Annotated in this window: 21 protein-coding genes and 1 tRNA gene; 9 read left to right on the top strand and 13 right to left on the bottom strand. The window is 70.9% G+C overall.

Translation table 11 applies throughout. From position 1 onward, the window contains the following. Positions 1-438, top strand: a complete 438-nt coding sequence (locus AC6CCG_RS08750; RefSeq protein WP_496654105.1) for a MerR family transcriptional regulator — start codon at positions 1-3, stop codon at positions 436-438. Here AC6CCG_RS08750 and dnaN read toward each other — a convergent pair. Beyond that, positions 413-1,567 carry a DNA polymerase III subunit beta gene (gene dnaN, locus AC6CCG_RS08755; protein WP_496654106.1) on the bottom strand — a complete coding sequence of 385 codons (1,155 nt, stop codon included), beginning with the start codon at positions 1,565-1,567 and terminating at the stop codon, positions 413-415. The two genes, AC6CCG_RS08750 and dnaN, sit on opposite strands and share 26 nt — an antisense overlap. A 35-nt stretch (positions 1,568-1,602) precedes the next feature. Here dnaN and AC6CCG_RS08760 point away from each other — a divergent pair, with 35 nt between their 5' ends. Both AC6CCG_RS08760 and AC6CCG_RS08765 read left to right on the top strand, forming a co-directional pair. Next, entirely contained in the window at positions 1,603-2,241 is a 639-nt protein-coding gene (locus AC6CCG_RS08760) for a hypothetical protein (RefSeq protein WP_496654107.1), read from the top strand. Then, a complete protein-coding gene (locus tag AC6CCG_RS08765; RefSeq protein WP_496654108.1) occupies positions 2,238-2,861 on the top strand; it encodes a hypothetical protein in 624 nt (207 codons plus the stop codon). Before AC6CCG_RS08760 ends, AC6CCG_RS08765 begins: the two co-directional genes overlap by 4 nt. 2 nt (positions 2,862-2,863) lie before the next feature. Here AC6CCG_RS08765 and hutI read toward each other — a convergent pair whose 3' ends face one another. From hutI to hutH, 6 genes are all read right to left on the bottom strand, one after another. Next, a complete protein-coding gene (hutI, locus tag AC6CCG_RS08770; RefSeq protein WP_496654109.1) occupies positions 2,864-4,027 on the bottom strand; it encodes an imidazolonepropionase in 1,164 nt (387 codons plus the stop codon). Next, positions 4,024-5,358 (bottom strand): formimidoylglutamate deiminase, encoded by a 1,335-nt coding sequence (locus tag AC6CCG_RS08775; RefSeq protein WP_496654110.1) that lies wholly within the window; start codon positions 5,356-5,358, stop codon positions 4,024-4,026. The genes hutI and AC6CCG_RS08775 overlap by 4 nt, the downstream gene beginning before the upstream one ends. Continuing rightward, the gene (locus tag AC6CCG_RS08780; protein ID WP_496654111.1) at positions 5,355-6,650 is read right to left on the bottom strand and encodes an allantoate amidohydrolase; all 1,296 of its coding nucleotides are present in this window, start codon (positions 6,648-6,650) and stop codon (positions 5,355-5,357) included. The genes AC6CCG_RS08775 and AC6CCG_RS08780 overlap by 4 nt, the downstream gene beginning before the upstream one ends. Beyond that, on the bottom strand, positions 6,647-8,056 hold the full coding sequence (locus AC6CCG_RS08785) for a purine-cytosine permease family protein (RefSeq protein ID WP_496654112.1): 1,410 nt from the start codon (positions 8,054-8,056) through the stop codon (positions 6,647-6,649). Before AC6CCG_RS08785 ends, AC6CCG_RS08780 begins: the two co-directional genes overlap by 4 nt. Before the next feature lie 2 nt (positions 8,057-8,058). Then, entirely contained in the window at positions 8,059-9,717 is a 1,659-nt protein-coding gene (gene hutU, locus AC6CCG_RS08790) for a urocanate hydratase (protein ID WP_496654113.1), read from the bottom strand. Positions 9,718-9,822: 105 nt separating this feature from the next. After that, the gene (gene hutH / locus AC6CCG_RS08795; RefSeq protein ID WP_496654114.1) at positions 9,823-11,376 is read right to left on the bottom strand and encodes a histidine ammonia-lyase; all 1,554 of its coding nucleotides are present in this window, start codon (positions 11,374-11,376) and stop codon (positions 9,823-9,825) included. A gap of 80 nt (positions 11,377-11,456) precedes the next feature. Here hutH and AC6CCG_RS08800 point away from each other — a divergent pair, with 80 nt between their 5' ends. Together AC6CCG_RS08800 and AC6CCG_RS08805 are read left to right on the top strand one after the other, a co-directional pair. Then, positions 11,457-12,218 carry an IclR family transcriptional regulator gene (locus tag AC6CCG_RS08800; RefSeq protein ID WP_496654115.1) on the top strand — a complete coding sequence of 254 codons (762 nt, stop codon included), beginning with the start codon at positions 11,457-11,459 and terminating at the stop codon, positions 12,216-12,218. A 51-nt stretch (positions 12,219-12,269) separates the two neighbouring features. Next, positions 12,270-12,686 (top strand): DUF3224 domain-containing protein, encoded by a 417-nt coding sequence (locus AC6CCG_RS08805; protein WP_496654116.1) that lies wholly within the window; start codon positions 12,270-12,272, stop codon positions 12,684-12,686. Here AC6CCG_RS08805 and AC6CCG_RS08810 read toward each other — a convergent pair. Together AC6CCG_RS08810 and AC6CCG_RS08815 are read right to left on the bottom strand one after the other, a co-directional pair. Next, positions 12,658-13,218: a dihydrofolate reductase family protein gene (locus AC6CCG_RS08810; protein ID WP_496654117.1), complete on the bottom strand. Its 561-nt coding sequence runs from the start codon at positions 13,216-13,218 to the stop codon at positions 12,658-12,660. The two genes, AC6CCG_RS08805 and AC6CCG_RS08810, sit on opposite strands and share 29 nt — an antisense overlap. A gap of 36 nt (positions 13,219-13,254) precedes the next feature. Continuing rightward, positions 13,255-13,974: a helix-turn-helix transcriptional regulator gene (locus AC6CCG_RS08815; RefSeq protein WP_496654118.1), complete on the bottom strand. Its 720-nt coding sequence runs from the start codon at positions 13,972-13,974 to the stop codon at positions 13,255-13,257. Positions 13,975-14,085: 111 nt separating this feature from the next. Here AC6CCG_RS08815 and AC6CCG_RS08820 point away from each other — a divergent pair. From AC6CCG_RS08820 to AC6CCG_RS08830, 3 genes are all read left to right on the top strand, one after another. Further along, a tRNA-Pro gene (locus tag AC6CCG_RS08820) sits at positions 14,086-14,158 on the top strand. A 159-nt stretch (positions 14,159-14,317) separates the two neighbouring features. After that, positions 14,318-16,102, top strand: a complete 1,785-nt coding sequence (locus AC6CCG_RS08825) for an ATP-binding cassette domain-containing protein (protein WP_496654119.1) — start codon at positions 14,318-14,320, stop codon at positions 16,100-16,102. Between the two features lie 111 nt (positions 16,103-16,213). Further along, complete coding sequence (locus tag AC6CCG_RS08830) at positions 16,214-18,094, top strand: glycerophosphoryl diester phosphodiesterase membrane domain-containing protein (protein ID WP_496654120.1); 1,881 nt, start codon at positions 16,214-16,216, stop codon at positions 18,092-18,094. A gap of 15 nt (positions 18,095-18,109) precedes the next feature. Here AC6CCG_RS08830 and AC6CCG_RS08835 read toward each other — a convergent pair whose 3' ends face one another. From AC6CCG_RS08835 to AC6CCG_RS08850, 4 genes are all read right to left on the bottom strand, one after another. Beyond that, positions 18,110-18,832 (bottom strand): tyrosine-protein phosphatase, encoded by a 723-nt coding sequence (locus AC6CCG_RS08835; RefSeq protein WP_496654121.1) that lies wholly within the window; start codon positions 18,830-18,832, stop codon positions 18,110-18,112. A 145-nt stretch (positions 18,833-18,977) separates the two neighbouring features. Beyond that, positions 18,978-19,349 (bottom strand): VOC family protein, encoded by a 372-nt coding sequence (locus AC6CCG_RS08840; RefSeq protein ID WP_496654122.1) that lies wholly within the window; start codon positions 19,347-19,349, stop codon positions 18,978-18,980. Continuing rightward, entirely contained in the window at positions 19,346-20,785 is a 1,440-nt protein-coding gene (locus AC6CCG_RS08845; RefSeq protein WP_496654123.1) for an MFS transporter, read from the bottom strand. Before AC6CCG_RS08845 ends, AC6CCG_RS08840 begins: the two co-directional genes overlap by 4 nt. Positions 20,786-20,825: 40 nt before the next feature. Then, entirely contained in the window at positions 20,826-21,794 is a 969-nt protein-coding gene (locus tag AC6CCG_RS08850) for an LLM class F420-dependent oxidoreductase (protein WP_496654124.1), read from the bottom strand. A gap of 169 nt (positions 21,795-21,963) precedes the next feature. Here AC6CCG_RS08850 and tig point away from each other — a divergent pair, with 169 nt between their 5' ends. After that, complete coding sequence (gene tig / locus AC6CCG_RS08855; RefSeq protein ID WP_496654125.1) at positions 21,964-23,367, top strand: trigger factor; 1,404 nt, start codon at positions 21,964-21,966, stop codon at positions 23,365-23,367. Positions 23,368-23,385 lie beyond the last annotated feature (18 nt).

Consider the following 23,385-nt stretch of genomic DNA (forward strand, 5'->3'; position numbering starts at 1 on the left):
ATGCCCGATCACGCGGACGACAGCACATCGGCAGGGGAGGTCGAGCGGCCGATGCAGGTCGGGGTCGTGGCCGAACGGCTCGGCCTGTCGATCCGGACGCTGCACCACTGGGACGAGACCGGCCTGGTGGTGCCGTCGGCCCGCACGGCCGGCGGCTTCCGGCTCTACACCGAGGACGACATCGCCCGGCTGATCACCGTACGGCGGATGAAACCGCTCGGCTTCACGCTCGACGAGATGAAGGGGCTGCTGAGCGCGCTGGCCACCCTCGAGCGCGCCGACGCCGAACCGGACGAGCAGGCCGCGGCCCGTGGCTACGTGACCGACTGCCACGAGCGGGCCCGGGCCCGCTGCGACGAGCTGCGCCGCACGTTGAGCTGGGCCGAGGAGTTCCGCGATCTGCTGGCCGGCCTCAGTTACCGAGCCGGAGCGTCTTGATCAGATGCCGGTAGCCGGTCTCCGGATTCCCTTCCAGCTCGGCGATCCCGGTGACCAGGCACTGCCGCTGGCGTTCGGTGATCGCCAGCTCGACGTACGGGGTGTCCACGACGGACAGCGCGTCGGTCAGGTAGCCGGGGTTGAAGCCGGCCAGGCCGATCCGTTCCTCGGCGAGGAACTCGTTCACGGTCGGCACGGTCACGCTGGACCGGCCGGCGGTCGCGGAGGCGGCCGTGAGCGAGCAGTGTTGATCATCGACGAGGAGGCGCAACGGCGTGTTCCGCTCGAGCACCAGCGCCGCCCGCCGGACGGCCTCGCGCAGCTCGGCGGTCGCGACCCGGACCGTCGTGTCCGGCGAGACCTGCAGCAGCGGGCCGAAGTCGGGGTAGGCGCCGTCGATCAGCCGCGAGGTCTGCCACACCTCGCCGGACCGGCTGCGGCCGCCGAACGAGACGGTGGGCACGCCGGCCGGGTCGGGGTCGAAGCCGAGGTCGACCCGGCTGCCCGGCAGCAGCCCGCGGGTCACCGTGCCGAGGCCGCGGGCCGGCACCAGGAGCTGGGCCTTCGCCTGCGGATCGGACGGCTCCCAGGCCAGGGTGCGGACGGCCATCCGGTAGCGGTCGGTGGCCATCAGGGTCAGTTCGGCGCCGTCGATGTCGATCAGCACACCGGTGAAGATCGGCAGCAGTTCGTCCCGGCCCGCCGCGATGACGGCCTGGTGCACCGCACGGTCGAACTCGGCCAGGTCGACCGAGCCGGACACCGCCGGCGCGTCGGGCAGGGCGGGGTAGTCGGCGACCGGCAGCGTCTGCAGCACGAACGAGGTGCCCTCACCGGTCAGCTCCGCCTCGTTCCCGTCCGCGGTGATCGCGATCGGGCCGGCCGGGAAGGCGCCGGCGATCTCGGCCAGCAGCCGGCCCGGGACCAGGACGCTGCCGGGCCGCAACACCTCGGCGGGCACGGTGACCCGGATCGACGACTCGTAGTCGAAGCCGGACAGGGTGACGGTGCCCGCACCGGACTCGATCAGCATGCCCGCCAGGATCGGGGTGGTCGGCCGGTTGGGGACGACTCGGGCCACGGACGGCGCGGCCTCGGCCAGCGCGGCGGCGTCGACAACGATGTGCACCCTCCGGAGGATACGGCAGCGAATACTCTTGCGGCATGTCCGCACCCAAGGCGCGCTCGCCGAAGCCGCTGCCGACGCCACGGCTGCCCTGGCAGCCGCCGTTGGCGGTCCTGATCATCGCGATCGCCTTGCCCGCCGTGGCCGGAGTCCTGCTGGCGTGGGCGAACAGCGTTCCGGGCTCGCAGGTGATCATGGGGGTGATCGGGGTCGGGCTGAGCCTGGTCGCCGCCTCGTTCCTGGTGATCAACGGGATCATCTGCTTCGCCCGGCGGACCCTGGTACCGGCGGTGATCATCGGCGCCGTGATCCTGGTCGGGCTGTTCGTGTTCGCCGAGTCGGGGGTGCCGCTGCGGGCCCGGTTCGAGTTGCACCGGGCAGCGTTCGACGAGGTCGCCGGCCAGCCGCAGCCACCGAAGGAGGGGGTCTGGCAGGGTCCGTGCCCGACCCGGATCGGCAACTTCCCGATCAGCCGGTGCGCCGCGATCGGCACCGGCTTCCTCTACTACGAGCCGGAGGGCGGGCTGCTCAACGGGGCCGGGTTCGCCTACCTGCCGGACGGGCCGGACCGGGCCCAGCGCCCCCAGGCGGACGACCCGACGGCGGACCTGTCCGGCCCGATCGTCTACCGGCCGCTGGCCGACGGCTGGTACTCCTTCATCGACCCGGCCTGGTGATCATGGAACCTGAGTTCTCCGACGAGTCCGCCGCTGCGGTACGGCGAGCCGGGGAGCGCCTCCAGGAGGCGCTCGGGACACAGATCGAGCTCGCCGCCCGGGCCCGGCAGGACTCCGACCTGGCCGACGTCGACGACGCCGCGGAAGCGGTCCGCGAGCTGCTGGCCGACTACGCGCAGGCACTGCTCGAGCACTGCGGCGAGCCGGCGCCGTTCGAGGACAGCGTCGAGGAGCCCGAACCGGAGTCCGACGACGACGGCTCGACCTTGATCAGCAGGCTGGCCCGGACCGACTTCATGATCGTCGACGAGCCGGCCCTGCTGGCCGACGGCGCCCGAGCCGGTGTGGAAGCCGGCTCGGCGCCGCCGCCGGAACTCGACCCGGCGCCGATGACCGTGTCGCGGGCGATCCGGCTGATCGTCTCGGCACGCGGTCCGGACGGGTTGTGGGGTGCCGGCGGGGTCCGCCCGCTGTGGTCGGAGACGATCATCCTGCGGCCGGACCCGGTGGAGATCGAGGACGAGGAAGAGCCGGACGAGGAGGAGTTCGAGGACCCGTTGTCGATCTTCGACGTCGACGGCGAGATCGTCAGCACCGAGAGCGAGCAGTTCTTCCGCTGACCTCAGAGCTCGAGGGCACGGGTCAGCGCCATGCCCGGCGAGTAGGCCAGATGCAGGTAGGACGGAGCGTCGATCACGGCCAGGTCGGCCCGCCGTCCGACCGTGATCGCTCCGATGTCGGTACGGCGCAGAGCCTGTGCTCCGCCGGCCGTCGCGGCCAGCAGCGCCTGGGCCGGGGTCAGGCCCAGCTCCCGTACCGCGAGGGCGATCATGAACGGCATCGACGAGGAGTGGCAGGTGCCGGGATTGCAGTCGGAGGCGAGCGCGAGCGAGACGCCGGCGGCGATCAGCCGGCCACCGTCCGGGTACGGCGAGCGGGTGGCGAACTCCACGCCCGGCAGCAGGGTGGCGACCGTCGTGTCCGCGGCGTCGGCCAGCGCGTCGACGTCGGCGTCGGTCAGATGGGTGCAGTGGTCGACGCTGGCGGCACCGAGCTCGACGGCCAGCCGGACGCCGGGACCGGGGCCGAGCTGGTTCCCGTGCACCCGGAGCTCCAGGCCCGCCGCGGCGCCGGCGGTCAAGATCGTCCGGGACTCCTCGGCGGTGAACGCGTGCGGGGAGTTCGGCTCGCAGAAGACGTCGATCCAGCGCGCATACGGCGCTGCGGCGGCGAGCATCGGCCCGCGCACCAGGTCGACGTAGCCGGCCCGGTCGGCGGCGAGTTCGGCCGGCACGACGTGGCCGCCGAGGAACGTCGTCTCGGCGGTGACCTCGCCGGCCAGCCGGAGTGCTCGGACCTCCTCGTCGACCGTCAGTCCGTACCCGCTCTTGATCTCCAGCGTCGTCGTGCCCTGGGCCCGGGCCGCCGCCACCCGGCCGGCGATCAGGGTCCGGAGTCGATCATCGTCGGCGGCCCTGGTCGCCGCCACGGTGGTGCCGATCCCGCCGCCGTCGTACCGTGCTCCGGTCATCCGGGCCGCGAATTCCGCGGCCCGGTCGCCGGCGAAGACCAGATGGGTGTGGCTGTCCACGAAGCCGGGGATCACGGTCCGGCCGTCGCAGTCGATCATGGTGTCCGCGGCGGGTGCCGCGCCGGCCGGGCCGATCCAGGTGATCATGCCGCCCTCGGCGATCATCGCGTGATCGTCGCGGACGCCGAGACCCTCCGGTCCGCTGCCGTCGCAGGAGACCAGTTGGCCGATTCCGGTGATCAGGGTGGCGGTCACGAAGGGTCCTCCCACAGGCGGTCGAGGATGGTCAGGTCCGGCAGCCCGCCGGCCGGGCGGCCGTCGGCGACGATGGTACGGCCGCCGACGACGACCCGGCGGACGTCGGCCGCCGTGGCCGCGTAACAGAGTTGGTCCGGCCGGCTGCCCGCGGTCCGGAGCGAGTCCTGGTCGACCACCACGAAGTCGCACAGCTGCCCGGCTGCGATCCCGCCCGCGTCGGTCCAGCCGAGGCTGCGGTAGCCGGTCGCGGTCGCGGCGGTGATCAACTCCGCGGTGGCGAACCGGCCCCGTTCACCGGTCTGCAGCCGCTCGTGCAGCTCCAGTCCGCGCAGCTCCTCGAACGCGTCGATCACCGCGTGCTGGTCGGTGCCGAGCGAGAGCGGCGCGCCGGCGCCGGCCAGTTCCCGGGCCGGCCCGATGCCGTCGGCCAGATCCCGTTCCGTGGTGGGGCAGAAGCAGGCACAGGTGCCGGTCCCGCCGAGCCGGGCGATGTCGTCGCCTGTCAGATGGGTGGCGTGCACGACCGTGGTCCGGGGGCCGAGCAGGCCATGATCATCGAGCAGTCGGGCCGGGGTCCGGCCGTAGTGGGCCAGACAGGCCTCGTTCTCGGCCGGCTGTTCGCTCAGGTGGACGTGCAGCGGGCGGTCCGGGAACGCCGCGCCGAGCGGGCCGAGCGCCGCGGCCGGCACCGCCCGCACCGAGTGGGCCGCGATGCCGATCCTGGTCAGCCCGGCCGGCTCCGCCTCGGCCGGGATCAGGTCGGCGACCCGGCCGGCCCAGCGGTCGACGTCGCCGTCGGAGAACCGCCGCTGCACCGGGTCGGGCTCCCGGTGCCCGGCCCGGTCCAGCCCGCCGGCGAGATAGCCGGTGTCCAGCAGGGTGATCCGCAGGCCGACCTCGGCGGCTGCCCGGAGCAGGGCCCGGCCCATGGCGTTCGGGTCGGCGTACCGACGGCCTTCGTGATCATGGTGCAGGTAGTGGAACTCGCCGACCACGGTGAACCCGGCCAGCGCCAGCTCGGTGTAGCAGGCCCGGGCGAGTTCCAGATAGCTGTCTGGGTCGAGCCGGCCGGCGAGGGCGTACATCCTCTCCCGCCAGGTCCAGAAGCTGCCCCGGCCGGACTGGGTGCGCCCGCGCAGGGCCCGGTGGAACGCGTGCGAGTGGGCGTTCGCGAAGCCGGGGAAGACCATGCCGGCCAGGCGCTCGTCGCCCGGTTCCGGCTCGACGCCGGTGATCACGGCAGTGAACCGGCCGCCGGCCTCGGCGAACCGGACCCGTTCCGCCCAGCCGTCCGGCAGCCACGCGTGCTCCGCCCAGTAGGTGATCACGAGTCGCTCGCGAGGTCGGCCAGGACGGCGGCGAGTGCGTCCACGCCGGCCTCGCAGTCGTCCGGTTCGGCGTGTTCGGCGGGGGAGTGGGACACCCCGGTCGGGTTGCGGACGAAGATCATCGCCGTCCGGATCCCTGCCCGGGCGAGAATCCCGGCGTCGTGGCCGGCGCCGGTGCCGAGGATCGGCACCGGCCCTGGTTCCTCCGTGCCCTGAGCCTGTCGAAGGGCGCGGTCGGATCCGGTCTTGCCCTTCGACAAGCTCAGGGAACGTTGTGCCTCACGGCCCAGCAGTACGGCGATCCGGGTGGCCAGGTCCGGATCGAACCGGGTCACCGGGGTCCAGGACTCCTCGGTGATCGTTCCGCCGTCGCTCGCCGCCGACGCGGTGAGTTCCGCCAGCGCGGCCCGTACGGCATCCTCGGCGGGGCCGCGGGCGTCCAGCCAGGCGGTCGCGGCCGACGGGATCGCGTTCACGCCGCCGGGTTCCACCCGGGTCTTGCCGACCGTGGCCAGGCAGCCGTTCCGTTCCGCCGCGGTACGGGCGGCGAGGACCAGCCGGGCCAGCCCGAGCATGGCGTCGGACCGGTCGGTCAGCGCGGTGGTGCCGGCATGATCGGCGACGCCAGGGAAGTCGAACCGCCACCGGCCGTGCGGCCAGATGTCGCTGCCGACCCCGACCGGCGCGCCGAGGCCGACGAGTCCCTTGCCCTGCTCGACGTGCAGCTCGACGAAGGTGCCGATCCGGCGCAGCGCCTCGGGGTCCGGACCAAGATCATCGGGTCGGCGGCCGGTGCTCCGCAGAGCCTCGGCCAGCGTGATCCCGTCGGCGTCGGCGAGACCGAGCGCCCGGTCCGCGGGCAGCTCGCCGGTGATCACGCGGGACCCGGCACAAGCGACCCCGAACCGGGCTCCCTCCTCGTCGACGAACCGGACGATCCCGATCGGCCGGGCGGGTTCGAAGTCGCGCTGACGCAGCCGGTCCACGGCGAGCAGGGCGCTGACCACGCCCAGCGGGCCGTCGAACGCGCCACCGTCCGGGACGCTGTCCAGGTGCGATCCGGTCACCACGGCCCGCCCCGGCGCCGCATCCGGATCGCCCCACCAGGCCCATTGGTTGCCGGCCCGGTCCTCGGTGACCGAGAGCCCGCGAGCCGCGCACTCGGCCTCGAACCAGGACCCGAGTTCATGATCATCGCGAGTCCAGGCGTAGCGCCGGAAGCCGCCGGTGCCGGCGTCCCGGCCGATCGGTTCGAGCTCGGCCAGCAGCTCGGTCACGCGTCCGCTGGTCATGCCGCCTCCCGTACCGACCGCGGCCGGGCCAGCAGGTAGTAGAGCAGACCGGTGATCACCAGGCCGACCATCCAGGAGATGTCGGCGCCGCCGAGCAGCTCGGTGATCGGGCCGGTGTACAGCTTCTGGGCCAGGAACGGGATCTGGACGACGACCCCGATGCCGTAGCAGGCGAGCGCCCGCACGTTCCAGCGGCCGTACCGTCCGTCCGGGTCGTAGAGCGCGTCGACGTCCACCCGCTCCTTGGAGATCAGATAGAAGTCGATCAGGTTGATCGCGCTCCACGGCGTGAACACCATCAGCAGCACCAGGACGAAGTTCTTGAAGTTGTCCAGGAAGTCCGCCGACGCCGCCAGCGCGATGATCACCGAGACCGCGATGAACGCGGCGATGTAGACGGTCCGGACCCGGCGGCTGATCGTCGCGGTGCCGGTGAATCCGGCCACCGTGGTCAGCGCGCACATGAAGCCGCCGTACGCATTCAGGCTGTTCACCGTGAGCTTGCCGCTGACGATCACCAGGTAGATCGCGATCGCGGCCAATCCGGGTCCGGCGATCGAGCCGAGGAAGCCGACCTGGTCGGCCAGGAAGGACTTCCCGTCCCGGGCCGGCAGGGTGGCCACCAGCGCCCCGAGCGTCATCGACCACTGGGAGCCGATCACACTGCCGAGCAGGGTGAAGGTGAACGTCGTCCGGGGCTTGGTGGTCCGCGGCAGGTAGCGGCTGTAGTCGGCGACGTACGGGCCGAAGGTGAGCTGCCAGCCGGCGCCGAGCGCGACGCTGAGCAGGAACGGCGGCCAGGCGAACTGCGCACCTCCGATCAGCGCACCAAGATCGACGGTGCGCAGGATCTGGACGGTGAGGAAGCCGAAGCCGAGCACGCCGAGGACGGTGGCGATCCGGCCCATCCGGTGGATCACCTTGTAGCCGAGCAACGCGATCAACAGCGTCAGCAGGCCGAAGATCACGATCCCGAGCCAGGGCGCCGAGACGCCGATGATCTGGTTGATCGCCTGCCCGGACAGGACGGTGCCGGTCGCCGCGAAGCCGAGGTACATGACGATCACCAGCACCAGCGGGATCGCCGCCCCGAAGACACCGAACTGGGCCCGGCTGCTGATCATCTGCGGCAGCCCGAGCAGCGGTCCCTGTGCCGAGTGCAGCGCCATCACCGCGCCGCCGAGCAGGTTGCCGATCAGCAGCCCGACGATCGCCCAGATCGGGTCGGCGCCGAAGACCACCGCCAGCGCGCCGTCGACCACCGCCGTGATCTGCGTCGTGGCGCCGAACCAGAGCGTGAACTGGCTGACCGGCGTGCCGTGCCGTTCCGCGTCCGGGACGACCTCGATGGAGCGGGTCTCGATCACCCTCGTCGCCACGCGTGCTGAGCCTGCCGAAGCACTCATGATCAAGCTCCTTCGGTCAGCGGGATCCGCACCCCACGTTCGTCGGCGACGTCGCGGGCGAGGTCGTAGCCGGCGTCGACGTGCCGGATCACGCCCATCGCCGGGTCGTTGCTGAGCACCCGGGCGATCTTCTCGGCGGCCAGCTCGGTGCCGTCGGCAACGGTGACCTGGCCGGCGTGGATGGACCGGCCGATGCCGACCCCGCCGCCGTGGTGCAGCGAGACCCAGCTGGCGCCGGACGCCGTGTTGATCATGGCGTTGAGCAGCGGCCAGTCGGCGATCGCGTCCGAGCCGTCCAGCATCGACTCGGTCTCCCGGTACGGGCTCGCCACCGACCCGCAGTCCAGATGATCACGGCCGATCACGATCGGGGCCTTGACCCGGCCGGACGCGACCAGGTCGTTGAACGCGGCCCCGGCCCGGTCCCGCTCGCCGTACCCGAGCCAACAGATCCGGGCCGGCAGGCCTTGGAAGCTGATCTTGTCCTGGGCGCCGCGGATCCACTTCTGCAGCCGGTCGTTGTCACCGAAGAGGTCCAGCACGGCCCGGTCGGTGGCGGCGATGTCGGCCGGGTCTCCGGACAGCGCGACCCAGCGGAACGGGCCCTTGCCCTCGCAGAACAGCGGCCGGATGTAGGCGGGCACGAAGCCGGGGAAGTCGAACGCCCGTTCGCAGCCGCCCTTGCGGGCCTCGTCGCGGATCGAGTTGCCGTAGTCGAACACCTCGGCGCCGCCGTCGGCGAAGCCGACCATCGCCGTCACCTGCTTGGCCATCGAGGCGCGGGCCCGGTCGGTGAACTCCTCGGGCTTCTTCGCCGCATAGTCGTCCCAGTCGTCCGGGTCGATGCCCTCCGGCAGGTAGCTCAGCGGGTCGTGCGCGCTGGTCTGGTCGGTGACGATGTCGATCTCCACGCCGCGCCGGAGCAGTTCCTCGAAGATCGTCGCCGCGTTGCCGACCACGCCGACCGACCACGCCTTCCGCTCCTGCTTGGCCTTGAGCCCGATCGCCACGGCCTCGTCGAGATCGTCCGCGATCTGATCGAGGTAGCGGTGGTCGACCCGGCGCTGCAGCCGGCTCCGGGCCACGTCGACGACCAGGCAGACGCCACCGTTCAGGGTGACCGCGAGCGGCTGCGCACCGCCCATCCCGCCGCAGCCGCCGGTCAGCGTCAGCGTCCCGGCCAGGGTGCCGCCGAACCGCTTGTCCGCAACGGCCGCGAACGTCTCGTAGGTGCCCTGGACGATGCCCTGGGTGCCGATGTAGATCCAGGACCCGGCCGTCATCTGGCCGTACATGGTCAGGCCGAGCTGCTCCAGCCGGCGGAACTCGGGCCAGTTGGCCCAGTCCGGCACCAGGTTGGAGTTCGCGATCAGCACCCGCGGCGCCCAGGGATGGGTCCGCAGCACGCCGACCGGCCGGCCGGACTGGACGAGCATCGTCTCGTCCTCGGCCAGCGTCGTCAGCGTCCGTACCATCGCGTCGAAGGACCGCCAGTCCCGCGCCGCCCGCCCGGTCCCGCCGTACACGACAAGATCATCGGGCCGTTCCGCGACCTCCGGGTCGAGGTTGTTCATCAGCATCCGCAACGGCGCCTCGGCCGCCCACGACCGCGCCGTCAGCCCGGTCCCGCGCGGAGCCCGTACCGGCCTCGCACCCTCCATGATCAACCGTCCCTTCCGTCTCAGGTTTTTCACGTTAACGTGAAAAACTGGCGCTTTACCTGAGTTGCTTCTCGTGTAAAGCGCCAAGAAATGTGGTGAAGTGAGTCATCGGAGCGGCCCGGTGACGGCTTCGACAGCTGCGAGCAGGCTGCCGTCGGCAACCACTCGGACCGCGGTCTCGATCTCCGGCGAGAGCCAACGATCGGGTCCCGGGCCGGCGACCCCGGCCTCTTCGAGTACGGAGATCGCGGCGGCCGTGGCCGGGCCGGGACGCAGCGGCGCCCGCAACCGCAGACCCCGCGCGGCGGTGATCAACTCGATCGCCAGCACCCGGCGCAGTCCGTCGATCGAGCGGCGCAGCTTGCGCCCCGCGGACCAACCCATCGACACGTGGTCCTCCTGCATCGCCGAGGACGGGATCGAGTCGACCGAGGCCGGCGCGGCCAATCGCTTCAGCTCCGAGACGATGGCCGCCTGGGTGTACTGCGCGATCATCAGGCCGGAGTCGACGCCCGGGTCGTCGGCGAGGAACGGCGGCAGCCCGTGGCTGCGGGCGCGGTCCAGGAAGCGGTCGGTACGGCGCTCGGCGATGCTGGCCAGGTCGGCCGTGACGATGGCCAGGAAGTCCAGCTGGTAGGCGATCGGGGCTCCGTGGAAGTTGCCGTTCGACTCCACCCGGTCGTCCGGCGTGATCACCGGATTGTCGATCGCTGAGGCCAGTTCCCAACCGGCCACGACGGCCGCATGATCGACCGTGTCCCGCGCGGCTCCGGCGACCTGGGGTGCGCAGCGCAGCGAGTAGGCGTCCTGCACCCGTGGGCAGTCCTCCACCTGATGGCTGGCCCTGATCTCGCTGTCGGCCATGATCAGCCGCAGGTTCGCGGCCGAAGCGGCCTGGCCCGGCTGCGGCCGGAGGGCGTGCAGGTCGGCGGCGAACACGTGGTCCGTCCCGAGCAGCCCTTCCACGCTCATGGCCGCCGTGACATCCGAGACCGTGATCAAGGAACGCAGGTCGTCGATCGCCAGCAGCAGCATGCCGAGCATGCCGTCGGTGCCGTTGATCAACGCCAGGCCCTCCTTCTCGGCCAGGGTGATCGGGGCGATCCCGGCCTCCGCCAACGCCTCGGCCGACGGCCGGACCCGGCCGGAACGATCACGGACCAGCCCTTCGCCGGTCAGCGCCAGCGCGCAGTGCGCCAGCGGAGCAAGATCACCCGAACAGCCGAGGCTGCCGTACTCGTGGACGATCGGCGTGATGCCGGCGTTGATCATGGCCAGGTAGCCGTCCAGCGTCGACTCCCGGACCCCGGTCCGGCCGGTGGCCAGCGTCGAGCAACGCAACAGCATCAGCGCGCGGACCACCTCGCGCTCGACCTCCGGCCCCGATCCCGCCGCGTGCGACCGGATCAGGCTCGCCTGCAGGGCCGCCCGCCGGTCCGCCGGGATGTGGGTGGTGGCCAGTGCGCCGAAGCCGGTGGACACGCCGTAGTGCGGGTCGGCGTCGCCGGCCAGGCCGTCGATCACGGCGCGGGTCCGCCGTACCTCCTGGCGCGCGTCCTCGGTGAGCCGGACGACGGCGTCGCGGCGGGCGACGGCGATCACGTCGGCGGCGGTCAGCGGTCCGATCCCGAGCTGCACCGATCCGGAAGCTGCGTTCATGCTCTTATTGGAGTGCCGGGAGCCGGGTTTGGCGAGTACCGCCGCCGCAACATCTGTCTCGGATCTGAGACACTGCTGCCATGTCCTCGGCGCCCGCGGCGGATCACGTGCTCGCCGTGCTCCGGTTGCTGGCCCGACAGCCGGAGCCCGTGTCGGCCGGGACCGTCGCGGCCCGACTGGGGCTGCCGCGGTCGACCACGTACCGGCTGCTGTCGATCCTTCGTGATCAAGGATTCGTGAGCCACCTGGTGGACCGGCGGCGCTACTGTCTCGGCGTCGCCGCGTACGAGCTCGGCACGGCCTACCAGCGTCAGGAGCCGCTGCAACGGATCGCCGGGCCCGCCCTGCGCCGGCTGGCCGCCGAGTGGGGACATGCCCGGCTGTCCGTGCTGCACGGCACCGAGGTCTACTTCGTGATCGAGGAACGCGCGCCCGGCACGCCGTTGTTGATCACTGACGTCGGGGTACGGCTGCCGGCCACGGTCACCGCCAGCGGCCTGGCGATCCTGGCCGGACTGCCGGCCCGCCAGATCACCGCCCTGTTCCCGCACCCGGACGCGCTGGTGCAGCGGGAGGGCCGCGGCCCGGCCACTCCGACCGAACTGCGCCGGATGCTCAGCGACGTCCGCACCCGCGGGTACGCCCTCGAGGAGGGACTGGTGACCCCGGGCTGGGCCTCGATCGCCCGGCCGGTGCTGGACACCCAGGACCACCCGGTGGCCAGCGTCGCCGTGACCCTCCCGGCCGACGCGGAGCCGGGCCTGCGGGATCAGGTCGTCGAGGCCGTACGCACGACGGCGGGGCAACTGTCCGACCGGCTCGGCGGACGCCCGGCCGGCTGATGTCGGATTTGATCAAGCGGAGCGCCGTCGCCGACCGCTAACCTCCCTGCCATGCAGGCACAGGGAACCTTCACCGTCTCCGACTGGACCAACTCCGACCACACGCCGCCGATCACGACGGCCGCCTCGGTCGGGCACGCCACCATGATCAAGACCTTCACCGGTGGCATCGAGGGCCGCGCGAGCACCCAGTTCACCGGCGCGCTGAACACCGAGACCGGGGCCGGCAGTTATGTCGCGATGGAGTCGTTCGAGGGCAGCATCGGCGGCCGGACCGGCACGATCAACTTCCTCCACTCGGCGTCGACGCACGGCTCCGACCGCTACGACGAGAAGCTCGCGATCGTGCCGGACAGCGGCACCGGCGAGCTGGCCGGGCTGACCGGGTCCGGGTCGATCGTCGTCGACCCGGACGGTACGCATCACCTGATCTTGGAACTCAGCGCCGCGGCCGTACCCGAAGGTTGAGATTGATCACGCCGCTGGCGTTGGTCCGGCTGCTGATCACCTCCATCGACTGCGGCACCGAGCCCTCGGGGAACAGTCGAGCACCGGTGCCCAGGGTCACCGGGTAGAGGAACAGGTGCAGCTCGTCGACCAGCCCGTCGGCGAGCATCGCCCGGACCAGGGTGCCGCTGGCGCCGGTGAACACGTCGCCCTGCTGCTCCGCCTTGAGCCGGCGGATCGCCTCCGGGTCGTACCCGCCGAGCAGGGTGGTGGGCTGCCAGGTCGCCTCGTCCTCGGTGAGCGTGCTGGACACCACGTACTTCGGCGTCTTGTTGAGGAACGGGGCGAACATGTCGTCGTCGGCGGTGCGCTCGGACCAGGCCGGCGCGAACATCTCGTAGCTGCGCCGGCCGAGGATCACCGCCGTGCAGGTCTCGGCGAGCCGTTCCAGGGTCTCGTTCATGCCCTCGTCGAAGTCGAAGTCCGCCGACCATCCCGGCTCGTCGATGATGCCGTCGAGGGTGATGAACTCGTGTGCGTGCAGTGCGCCCATGGGTGTTCCTGTCTGCTGGTGGGTCGGCGCAGGAGACTAGGCGCTCGGCGGCAGCTCGGTCTTGTACATCAGCGACAGCGGCTCCGCCGGATCGGTCTTGCGCAGCTGCCGGACCGTCCGGCCTACGTAGCGGGCCAGTGACCTGGTCAGGTGCGGCTGATCGAAATAGCCCAGGGTGTGCACGACCTCGACCGGCGGCATGCCCTCCATGATCAACATCGCGGCCTGCCTGGCCCGCAGGATCTGCCGGACCGCCGTCGGCGTGAGCCCCGTCGTGGCCAGGAAACGGCGCTGCACCGTACGCAACGACACGTCGGGCCGATGATCATCGGCCGCCGCCGCGACCACCGGGTCCCGGCCCAGCACGCCCTCCCGAACCAGCCGCTCGACGAACCCCTCGGCGTTGCCGAAACCCGGCCGGAACCAGCGCGAACCGGCCAGCTCGAACCGCCGGCCGCTGACCTCCGGCAGCTCGAGGCCGCCGTCCAGCAGCAGCCGGGTCGGGAGCTGGTGCAGCGCCGTACCGAGCGAGAACGTGATCCCGAAGAACCAGGTGTCCGCCGGCACCGGCGCCAGTCCCGCCCGCGTCTCCGGGCCCTGCAGCGCGACCTGGATCCGGCCCGGCCCACCCCAGAAGACGCGTTCCAGGTACGGATTCGCGACCGACATCATCCGGTCCACGGCGAAGCTCCGGCTGCGCCAGACCCGCTCGACGAACGGCGAGGCGGAGGGACGATCCTCGATCTCCAGCCCCATCGCCCTCCGGTACCTCCGATCTTGATCAAGCGGTGCGGTCAACGGTAACGGGTTGGTCGCCGGCGGGCCCGGACATTACACTCGTGCGGACCCTCCCGGGTGACCGGGAGACGGGGCGTGGCCCAGTGGCTAGGGCACCTGCTTTGGGAGCAGGGGATCGCGGGTTCGAGTCCCGCCGCCCCGACATCTTTGCTAGCTTGGGCGTACCCAAGCCACTCTGCCTCTGGGTCCCACGGGGACGTCATCGCACTTGGCCACGGGCGGCACGACCTCTTCCGGCCTTCGGCTGCCGGTCGCTGGCGGCTGCCCTCGTCTGTCGACCTCGATGCAGAAGGACAGTCCCGTGGCTTCCTCCCAAGATCTGACGTTGCTCGCTGCGCTCTCGGCTGCGCTGCGCATCTCCTGGCTCGCCGTACGCGATGCGGCCCGCCACTGCACCGGCTGGTTCGTCGCCGCCTCGGTGCTCAGCCTGTGCCACGCCCTGGTGCCACCCGCGGAGGTCTGGCTGCTCAAGCAGCTGCTCGACGAGATCGCTGCTCCGGAACGGAATCCGCAGCACCTCGCGACCGCGCTGGCGGCCCTGACCGTGGTGGTCGGGCTGAACTTCTCGATCGGCTACCTGGCGTTGACCGCGTCGCAGCGGACCGGGTTGCGGCTCGGCTGGCACTGCCGGACCGGACTCGCCCGCGCGGCGGCGGGGCTGCCGCCGCATCGGCTGGCCGAGCCGGAGGTGAGTACGGCGCTGCAGGCCGCCGAATTGGGCATCGACCCGCTCGGGCGGGTGCCGGGCAACGTGCTGCAACTGCTCGGTACGGCCGTGACCGCGATCGGGCTCTGCGTCGCGATCTTCACCTTCAGCCCGTTCGCCGCCGTACTGGTGCTCTCGGCGCTGCTGCCGACGGTGATCGCGATGACGTTCATCGCCCGCGTCGAGGCGCGCGGCTGGCCGCCGGTGGCAGCGGCTCAGCGGCGCTCGACGTACGCGATGGAGCAGTTGCTGCAGCAACGCCCCGGCACCGAACTGGCCCTGCTCGGCACCGGTGGCAAGATCGCCGAGCGAGTCGGCCGCGAGCAGCGGCGCAAGGTGGTCCTGCTGGACCGGGTGCTGGCGGCCGACATGCGCTGGGAGACCGCCGCCTCGACCGGGACGGCCGTACTGCTGGCGGCGGCGCTGTGGGCCATGATCAACTCCGGCGCGGGCGCCGCGGTGGCCGCGGCCGCGATCGCCGGCATCCTGTCCGGGCTGTCGGCGATCCGATTCACCGGGCACGCCTTCGGCAACATCATGTCGACGGCGCCGCAGGCCGACAGCTACTACCGGATGGTGGCGGAGGCGGCGCCCGAGCCGGCGACGGCTCCGGCCCGGCGTGCCCGGCGGATCGAGCTGGACCGGCTGACCGTGCGCTATCCGGGGCAGCAGCGGCCTGCGGTCGACGAGGTCTCCCTGACGGTCGAGCGCGGCGAGATGATCGCCCTGGTCGGCGCGAACGGAGCCGGCAAGACGACGACCGTCAACGCGCTGATCGGCGTCGTGGCACCCGAAGCCGGGACGATCCTGATCGACGGCCGGCCGGCCGGATTCCCGCTGCAGCCCGAGATGCTGGCCGGCGTCGGCCTGCTCAACCAGGAGTTCGGCCGGTACGAGTTCACCGTGCGCGAGGTCGTCGAGCTGGGCACCCCGCGAGCCGACGTCACCGACGGCGAACTCTGGGCGGCGCTCGACGCGGCCCGGATCGGCGATCTGGTCCGCTCGCTGCCAAACGGCCTGGACACCCAGCTCGGCCAACAGTGGGGTGGCGTCGGCCTGTCCGGCGGCCAGTGGCAGCGCCTGGCCCTCGCCCGGATCTGCCTGCGCGACGCCGGGGTCTGGATCCTCGACGAGCCGACCAGCGCCATCGACGCCGAGGCCGAAGCGGAGATCTTCGCGGAACTCCAGCAGAACAAGGAGAACCGGATCACCGTCGTCGTCTCGCACCGCGCCTGGACCCTGCGCGGCCTGGACCGGATCTACGTCTTCGACCAGGGCCGGATCGTCCAGGTCGGCAGCTACCGCGACCTCCTCGACCGCCCCGGCCGCTTCGCCGACCTGTTCGCCGAGCAAGTGACCGGCGACCGGGCGACGCGCTGAGGTCGGGTTGTCGACAAACCCACGTCGAACCGCGCCGGGGACGTCGGAAAGTCGACGATCCGACGTCCGGGGCGAAGGATGATCGCGGGCGGGGGATGGCAGGATCGGGGGATGGATGCGGGTCCTGAGGTCGAGTCACGGGGTGTACTGGCTGCTCCGGACCGCGGGGAGCCGGCGACCGCGCGGCCGGTCGGGGTGCTGCGGGCCGCGCGCATCGGCTTTCGGACCACCTGGCGCTCGCCGCTGCGCTATGTCTTGATCATTCTGGCCGGTGAGGCGCTCGCCGCGCTGGTGGGGGCGCCGGTGATCAGGTTGCTCTACCAGCTCGTCCTGATCGAGAGCGGGGCGGACAGTTTCTCGTACGAGCAGTTCGTCCGGATCCTGCGCAACCCGCTTGCGGATGCGACCCTGCTCGTCGCGGCCGCGCTGGCCGTGGTGTTGATCTTCACCGGCTTCGCCCTGGTCTTCATCCTGGCCGACCAGCACCAGGATCGGGACTCGGTGGCGCTCCGGCCGGCGCTGGAGCGGTTGCTGCGGACGCTGCGGAAGCTCCTGCATCCGCAGAGCCTGCTGCTGGTGGTCTACCTGTTGCTCATCCTGCCGCTCGGCCAGGTCGGACTGATCGCGTCGCTGACCAGCCGGGTCGCGGTACCCCCGTTCGTCACCGACGAGCTGGCGAAGTCGCCCCTGGCCGCCCTCCTGTACGGGCTCACGATGCTGGTCCTGCTGTACCTCAACCTCCGGCTGTTGTTCGTCCTGCCGCTGCTCAGCACCACCGACGCAGGAGTCCTGACCGCGATCGCCACCAGTTGGCGGCTCAGCCGTTGGCGCACCCTGCGGCTCTTCGGTCTGGGCGCCCTGGTCGGGCTTCCGCACACCGCGGCGTTGCTCCTGGCCGGAGTGATCGCCTGTCTCCCGACGGCCGTGGCGGACGAGCTGGCGCCGGACCGCTCGTTGATCACGGCCGCCGTCAGTCTCGCGGTCTGGCAGGTGGCGCTGTTCGTGTTCACCGCGCTGGGGACCACGACACTGGCGCAGAGCTTGATCGTCCTGCAGCGGGACGGCCTGCCCAGGCTGTCCGGCGTTCCGCTGCCGGTCCGGTCGACCGGCGAGACCTGGGGCGTTCGATCCGGCCCACGGTTGCGCGTGCTCGCCGGCGTCGTCGCGGTGATCGCGATCGGTACCGGCTCGGTGATCAACAGCGCAGCGTTCCAGACCTTCGACGTGGACCGGACGGCCGAGGTGATCGCGCACCGGGGCTGGGTCGACGACGCGGTGGAGAACACGGTGCCGGCGCTGCGAGCGGCCGACCGGGCCGGTGCCGACCGGGTCGAGTTCGACGTCCAGGAGACGAAGGACGGCAGGTTCGTGGTGCTGCACGACGCCAACCTGAGCCGGTTGGCCGGCCTCGATCGCGACGTCAAGGACCTGACCCAGGCGGAACTGACCAAGATCACGGTCCGGGACGGCGGCACCGAGGCGCGCATCCCATCGCTGGAGGAGTGGATCGAGACCTCGAAGGAGCTGGACCTGCCGCAGCTGCTCGAGGTGAAGCTGCACGGCGGCGAGAGTCCCGAACTGGTGCCCAGGCTGCTGGCCGTGCTGGACGCGTACGGCGTCTCGGACTGGTACACGTACCACTCGATCAGCCGCGACGTGGTGACCAGGCTGAAGGAGGCCAGGCCGTCACTGCGGGTCGGCTACATCATCCCGATCAACCTGAGCGGCATCCCGAACCTGGACTGCGACTTCGTCGTCATCGAACAGGCCTCCTACGATGATCGTTTCCGTGAGCAGGCCCGCGAGACCGGCCGGCGGATCATCGTCTGGACCGTCCAGTCGGAGGAGCAGCTGGAGGGCTTCATGATCGACGGCGTGGACGGCATCATCACCGATCACCCGGACCTCGCCAGGGCGGTCGAACGCGAGGTGGCCGAGGACGAAGGACTCTCCGGCCGGTTGATCGAACGGCTCGTCCGTACGGTCCCGTGACCGACTCGGGATCGGTCAGGCCGCGCCACCGAGCAGGCGGGCGCGCAGCCGGGCGAGAGTCTCGTCGCCGAGCCCGCCCTGCCGCAGATAGGCCTCGCTCCCGCCGTACTCGCGGTCGAGATGATCAAGCACCGCGATCATGGTCTCGGGCCGGCTGCTGAACTCCTCGGCCAACTGGGCCCGGGCGGTCGGATCGGCGACCGCGGCCTGTAACTCGGCGAGATGATCACGTAGCCGTTCCCCGACCCTGGCGTAATCGGCCGTGATCACCGCCGCCGGCACTCCGGCCACGCCGAGCGCGAGCGCGATGATCATGCCGGTCCGGTCCTTACCCATGTGGCAGTGCACCAGGACCGCCCCGGCCGGCGCCGACGCGATGGCCTCGACCGCTGCGGCGTACAGCTCGGGCCGGCGGTCGAGCCCCGCGATGTAGGTCTGGTCCAGGCTGAGCTCCGGATCGTACGGATCGTCGTGCCGGTACAACGGCCGGTTGCGGTGCAGTGGGTCGCCGGCGAACGGCGTCGGGAACTGCTCGCACTCCCGGTCGGTCCGGACGTCGACGATCCGGCTCAGCCCGGCGGCCCGGACGACGGCGACCCCGGCCGGGGTCAACCGGGTCAGGTTGTCCGACCTGATCAAGGCGCCGCGGGCGATCCGCCGGCCGTCCGAGGTCGGCAGTCCGCCAAGATCACGAACGTTGAGGCAGTCGGGCCAGTCCAGGATCACCGGTTCGATCACGGTTCATTCGATCATGGTGGAGTACGGGCTGTCAGCCGCGTGCGCGAGCTGCTGGAACCGGGCCGCCCGCCGGCGGGCCTCGAGCGCTTGGTCATCCCGACCCGTGACCGCCGTCGGCGATCGATCAGGTGTCCTGGGGCCCGGCTCAGCCGGGGGAGTGGCAGACGGCCTCGACGTTGTTGCCGTCCGGGTCGCGGACGAAGGCGGCGAAGTAGTTCTCGTGGTATTCCGGCCAGACCCGCGGCTCGTGCAGGATCTCCATCCCTTGCGCCTTCGCCGCCTCGAAGAAGGCGAGCACCGCGTCGCGGTCCTTGGCGGCGAAGGCGTGGTGGGTCGGCCGGTTCGGCACCTGGTCGGTCCACTGGCCGATCCAGAAGTCCGGATGCTGATCGTCGCCGTAGCCGATGGCGACCTGGAAGTCCATCACCCGCCGCTGGCCGAGCGCCCCGAGCACGGCGTCGTAGAAGGCCGCGCTGGCAGCGATGTCGGCGACCTGGAGCCCGAAATGATCGATCATGTTTGCGAACGGTACTCCTCGGCGTCGGTGTCCACGCCGACCGGATCCCAGCGGAACACGAGCAGGGCGAGGACGCCGAGCAGCGGGAAGATCGCGATGATCCAGAACACCCCGGACTGCAGCGCGCCGGCCAGGATCGGGAAGAAGAACAGCGAGATCACCGAGAAGACCCGCTTCACGGCCTCGTTGAAGCCGACCCCGGTGCCGCGCAGGCTGGTCGGATAGCTCAACGTCGCGTACGACATCAGTTGGGCCCCCGGCCCGCCGGCCTGGGCGAAGATGAACAACGCCAGCATGCCGACGGCGACCGCGATCAGCGGCCCGGTCGGGATGCCGACGACGGCCAGGATCAACAACGCCACCGTCTGCAGGGCGAAGCCGATCAGCGCCAGCCGGCGGGAGCCGGCCTTGCTGACCAGTGCGACCCCGACCAGGCCGCCGCCGACACCGAAGACGAGATTGATCACCAGCGAGGAGCCGATGGTGATCAACGGGCCCTGCTGGAACAGGGTGGAGATGATCAACGGCGTGCCGTACGCGACGGCGTTGTAGCCGAACGTGGAGAAGACGCTGACGCAGAGCGCGACGATGGTCCGGACCCGGTAGGTCGGTGACCACAGCCGGGCGAAGGCCGTCCAGTTCGCTGCCGGGGTGGTCCGCTTCGCGGTCACCGCGTCCGGAGCCAGTTCCGCGTCGATCCCGTACGCCGAGCGCAGGATGTCCACCGCACCGCGCAGATCGCCCTGATTGGCCAGCCACTGCGGCGATTCCTTGAGGAAGCGGCGCCGCACGAGCAGCACCACCAGCGCCGGTACGGCACCGAAGCCGACCACGATCCGCCACAGCAGCGGCTGGCCCGACTCCGGCAGCGCGAGGAAGGCGATCAGCACCACCAGGTAGCCGAAGCCCGTCGCCGCGTACCAGGCCGGCGACCACGCGTTCACCCGCTGCGACCGGTTGCCCTTGCCGCGCAGCGAGGAGAACTCGGCCAGGAACGCCATCGCCACCGGAAGATCGAGTCCGACCCCGATGCCCATGACGAACCGGAAGAAGATCAGCCACCACTCGTTCGGCGCCACCGCGCAGCCGATCGCGGCGACCACGAAGAAGATCATGTCGGCCATGAACAGCCGGTACCGGCCGAGCCGGTCCACCAGCACCCCGCCGACCGAGGCACCGACCACCGAGCCGACCATGATCGCCGCGTTGACCACACCGGTCATCAGGGCGTCCAGCCCGAACTGACGCCGGATCTCGGTGATCCCGAACGCGATCGACGAGAAGTCGTACGCGTCCATGAAGATGCCGCCCAGGGCCAGGATCACCACGGCCGCGGCGCCCTTGGTGGGCCGCGGCCGGTCGGCGACCAGCCGGGCGACGTCGGCGGCCGTCCGGACCACGGGTCGGGCGGCCGCCGTCGTCGAGGAGTCGTTCACAAGCAGGGATGGTAGGCCCAAGGCCCACCGTCCCCGTCGATCAACCGAACTGCGGGATGATCTCCTCGGCGAACCGCTGCAGCGGTTCATGATCATAAGCGAGCGCCGGGATGTAGCAGATCACGTAGTCGGCGCCGGCCTCGACCAGCTGCTCGACCTCGGCCTTGATCTCCGACACGGTCTTCACCGGGTCGCCGTAGCGCTCCCGCCAGGTCGGCGGCAGACCACGGAACGCCTTCTCCTCGGCCTTGGCCTTGTCCTCGCCGTCGGCGATCGGATAGACGTTCAGGCTGGTCGACTTGATGATCTCCGCGTAGTCCCGGCCCACCTTCTCGCAATGGCCCTTGAGGATCGCAGCCTTCTGCTTCAGTGTCTCCGGGTCGCCGCCGCCGATGTTCGCGGCGTTGCCGTACTGCGCCACCAGCTTGAGGGTGACCTTCTCGCCACCGCCGCCGATCCACAGCGACGGATGCGGCTTCCGGACGCCCTTCGGCTCGTTGTACGGGCCGTCGATCGAGTAGTACTTGCCCTCGAAGGTCGGGTTGTCCTCGGTCCACATCTTGTGAATGATCTGCACGGCCTCGCGGAAGGCGCCCATCCGGTCCTTCAGCTCCGGCCACTCGTAGCCGTACGCCTTCCACTCGTGCTCGTACCAGCCGGCCCCGATCCCGGCGTACAGCCGGCCGTGGCTGGCCACGTCGACGGTCGAGGCGATCTTGGCGTAGAGGGAGGGGTGCCGGTAGCCGTTGCAGCCGACCATCTGGCCGACGTTGACCCGGGTGGTGTCGCGGACCAGCGTCGAGGTCGCGGTCCAGCACTCGAAGGTGGTGTTCTGGGTGGGCTCGGGAACGGTGTGGAAGTGGTCGTAGACCCAGATCGAGTCCCACGGTCCGGCGTCGGCGGCCTTGGCCACGGCGGTCATCGCCTCGTACTGCTCGACCGGATCGGCGATGTCGGCCAGATCCATCCGCCAGCCCTGCGGAACGAAAACTCCAAATCGCGTCGTCACGGGTTTCCTTTCCCTGATCAAGTTGTCGCTGGTGACCCTACTCGGGCCGCCGGCGCGGGATTTGGCGCCCTAGGACGCCGACCGTAGGATGGTCCGGTCTCTGGCGAGGCGTATCTTCGGCCTGCGCTGGACCCGAACTGATGCCATTCCTTCCACCAGGAGTCTGTACGTGCCGAGCACCGTCGAGCAGCTGAGCCCGTCCCGGGTCAAGATCACCGTCGAGGTCCCGTTCGACGAACTGAAGCCGAGCGTCGACAAGACCTATCAGGCGATCGCCCAGCAGATCACCATCCCCGGCTTCCGCAAGGGCAAGGTGCCGCCGATGGTGATCGACCAGCGGTACGGCCGTGGTGCGGTGCTGCAGGAGGCGATCAACGACGCGCTGCCCGGCCTGTACGGCAAGGCCGTCGCGGACAACAAGCTGGCGCCGCTGGCCCAGCCGGACATCGAGGTGACCAAGCTCGAGGACAACGACCTGCTCGAGTTCACCGCCGAGGTCGAGGTGCGTCCCGAGTTCGAGCTGCCCGAGCTGGACTCGCTGTCCGCCACGGTCGACGCGCTCGAGGTCGACGAGGAGCGGGTCACCGAGCAGCTGGACGCGCTGCGGGCGCGGTTCGGCTCCCGCGAGACCGTCGAGCGCGCCGCCGCCGAGGGTGACGTGGTGACGATCGACCTCGAGGCGAGTGTCGACGGCGAGGTCCTCGAGGACGCGACCGCCGAGGGCATGGAGTACGAGATCGGCTCCGGCTCGATGCTGGAGGGTCTGGACGAGGCCGTCACCGGGCTGTCCGCCGGCGAGTCGGCCACCTTCACCTCGAAGCTGGTCGGCGGGCCGCACAAGGACGAGGAAGCCGAGATCAAGGTCGGCGTGACCACGGTCGCCGAGCAGAACCTGCCCGAGCTGGACGACGAGTTCGCTCAGCTGGCGTCGGAGTTCGACACGCTGGACGAGATGAAGGACGATATCCGGACCCGGCTGACCAACATGAGCCGGCTGGAGCAGGCCAGCGACGCCCGCGACAAGGTCCTCGAGGACCTGATCGGCAAGATCGACTTCGACGTGCCCGAGGGCGCGCTGGCCGCCGACGTCGAGGCCCGCAAGGAGCAGATCAACCGTCAGCTCGGCCAGGCCGGGCTCTCCCTCGAGCAGTACCTCGCCGAGTCCGAGGAGGCCGAGAGCGAGGACGCCTTCTGGGCCGACGTGGAGAAGCGGGCCGCCGACGCGCTGAAGGCGCAGATCGTGCTGGACAAGCTGGCCGAGGAGCGTGAGGTCCCGGTCGACCAGAACGACCTGACCCAGCACATCATCCGGCTGGCGCAGCAGCAGGGGAGCAACCCGCAGCAGATCGCGGACCACCTGCAGGAGCACCCGCACCACGTGAACGAATACATGACCGAGATCCGGCGCGGCAAGGCGCTGGCCCTGGTCGTCGAGGCCGCGACGGTCACCGACTCCAACGGCGACACGGTCGAGCTGGACCGGCTGCAGCCGGACGGCACGCTGGCCGATCCGGTCGTCGAGGCGGACGAGGTCGAGGAGACCGAGGAGCCGGTCGCCGCGAAGTCGGAGTAGTCCGTACGAACGTCGCCT

It is taken from the genome of Microlunatus sp. YIM B11417, from assembly GCF_059617205.1.

What these genes read in the sequence shown, in the direction of transcription:
- AC6CCG_RS08750 (WP_496654105.1), top strand. Translation starts at nt 1, where the DNA reads ATGCCCGATCACGCGGACGACAGCACATCGGCAGGGGAGGTCGAGCGG.
- AC6CCG_RS08760 (WP_496654107.1), top strand. Translation starts at nt 1,603, where the DNA reads ATGTCCGCACCCAAGGCGCGCTCGCCGAAGCCGCTGCCGACGCCACGG.
- AC6CCG_RS08780 (WP_496654111.1), bottom strand. Translation starts at nt 6,650, where the DNA reads ATGACCAGCGGACGCGTGACCGAGCTGCTGGCCGAGCTCGAACCGATC.
- AC6CCG_RS08785 (WP_496654112.1), bottom strand. Translation starts at nt 8,056, where the DNA reads ATGAGTGCTTCGGCAGGCTCAGCACGCGTGGCGACGAGGGTGATCGAG.
- hutU (WP_496654113.1), bottom strand. Translation starts at nt 9,717, where the DNA reads ATGGAGGGTGCGAGGCCGGTACGGGCTCCGCGCGGGACCGGGCTGACG.
- hutH (WP_496654114.1), bottom strand. Translation starts at nt 11,376, where the DNA reads ATGAACGCAGCTTCCGGATCGGTGCAGCTCGGGATCGGACCGCTGACC.
- AC6CCG_RS08800 (WP_496654115.1), top strand. Translation starts at nt 11,457, where the DNA reads ATGTCCTCGGCGCCCGCGGCGGATCACGTGCTCGCCGTGCTCCGGTTG.
- AC6CCG_RS08805 (WP_496654116.1), top strand. Translation starts at nt 12,270, where the DNA reads ATGCAGGCACAGGGAACCTTCACCGTCTCCGACTGGACCAACTCCGAC.
- AC6CCG_RS08810 (WP_496654117.1), bottom strand. Translation starts at nt 13,218, where the DNA reads ATGGGCGCACTGCACGCACACGAGTTCATCACCCTCGACGGCATCATC.
- AC6CCG_RS08815 (WP_496654118.1), bottom strand. Translation starts at nt 13,974, where the DNA reads ATGGGGCTGGAGATCGAGGATCGTCCCTCCGCCTCGCCGTTCGTCGAG.
- AC6CCG_RS08830 (WP_496654120.1), top strand. Translation starts at nt 16,214, where the DNA reads ATGGATGCGGGTCCTGAGGTCGAGTCACGGGGTGTACTGGCTGCTCCG.
- AC6CCG_RS08840 (WP_496654122.1), bottom strand. Translation starts at nt 19,349, where the DNA reads ATGATCGATCATTTCGGGCTCCAGGTCGCCGACATCGCTGCCAGCGCG.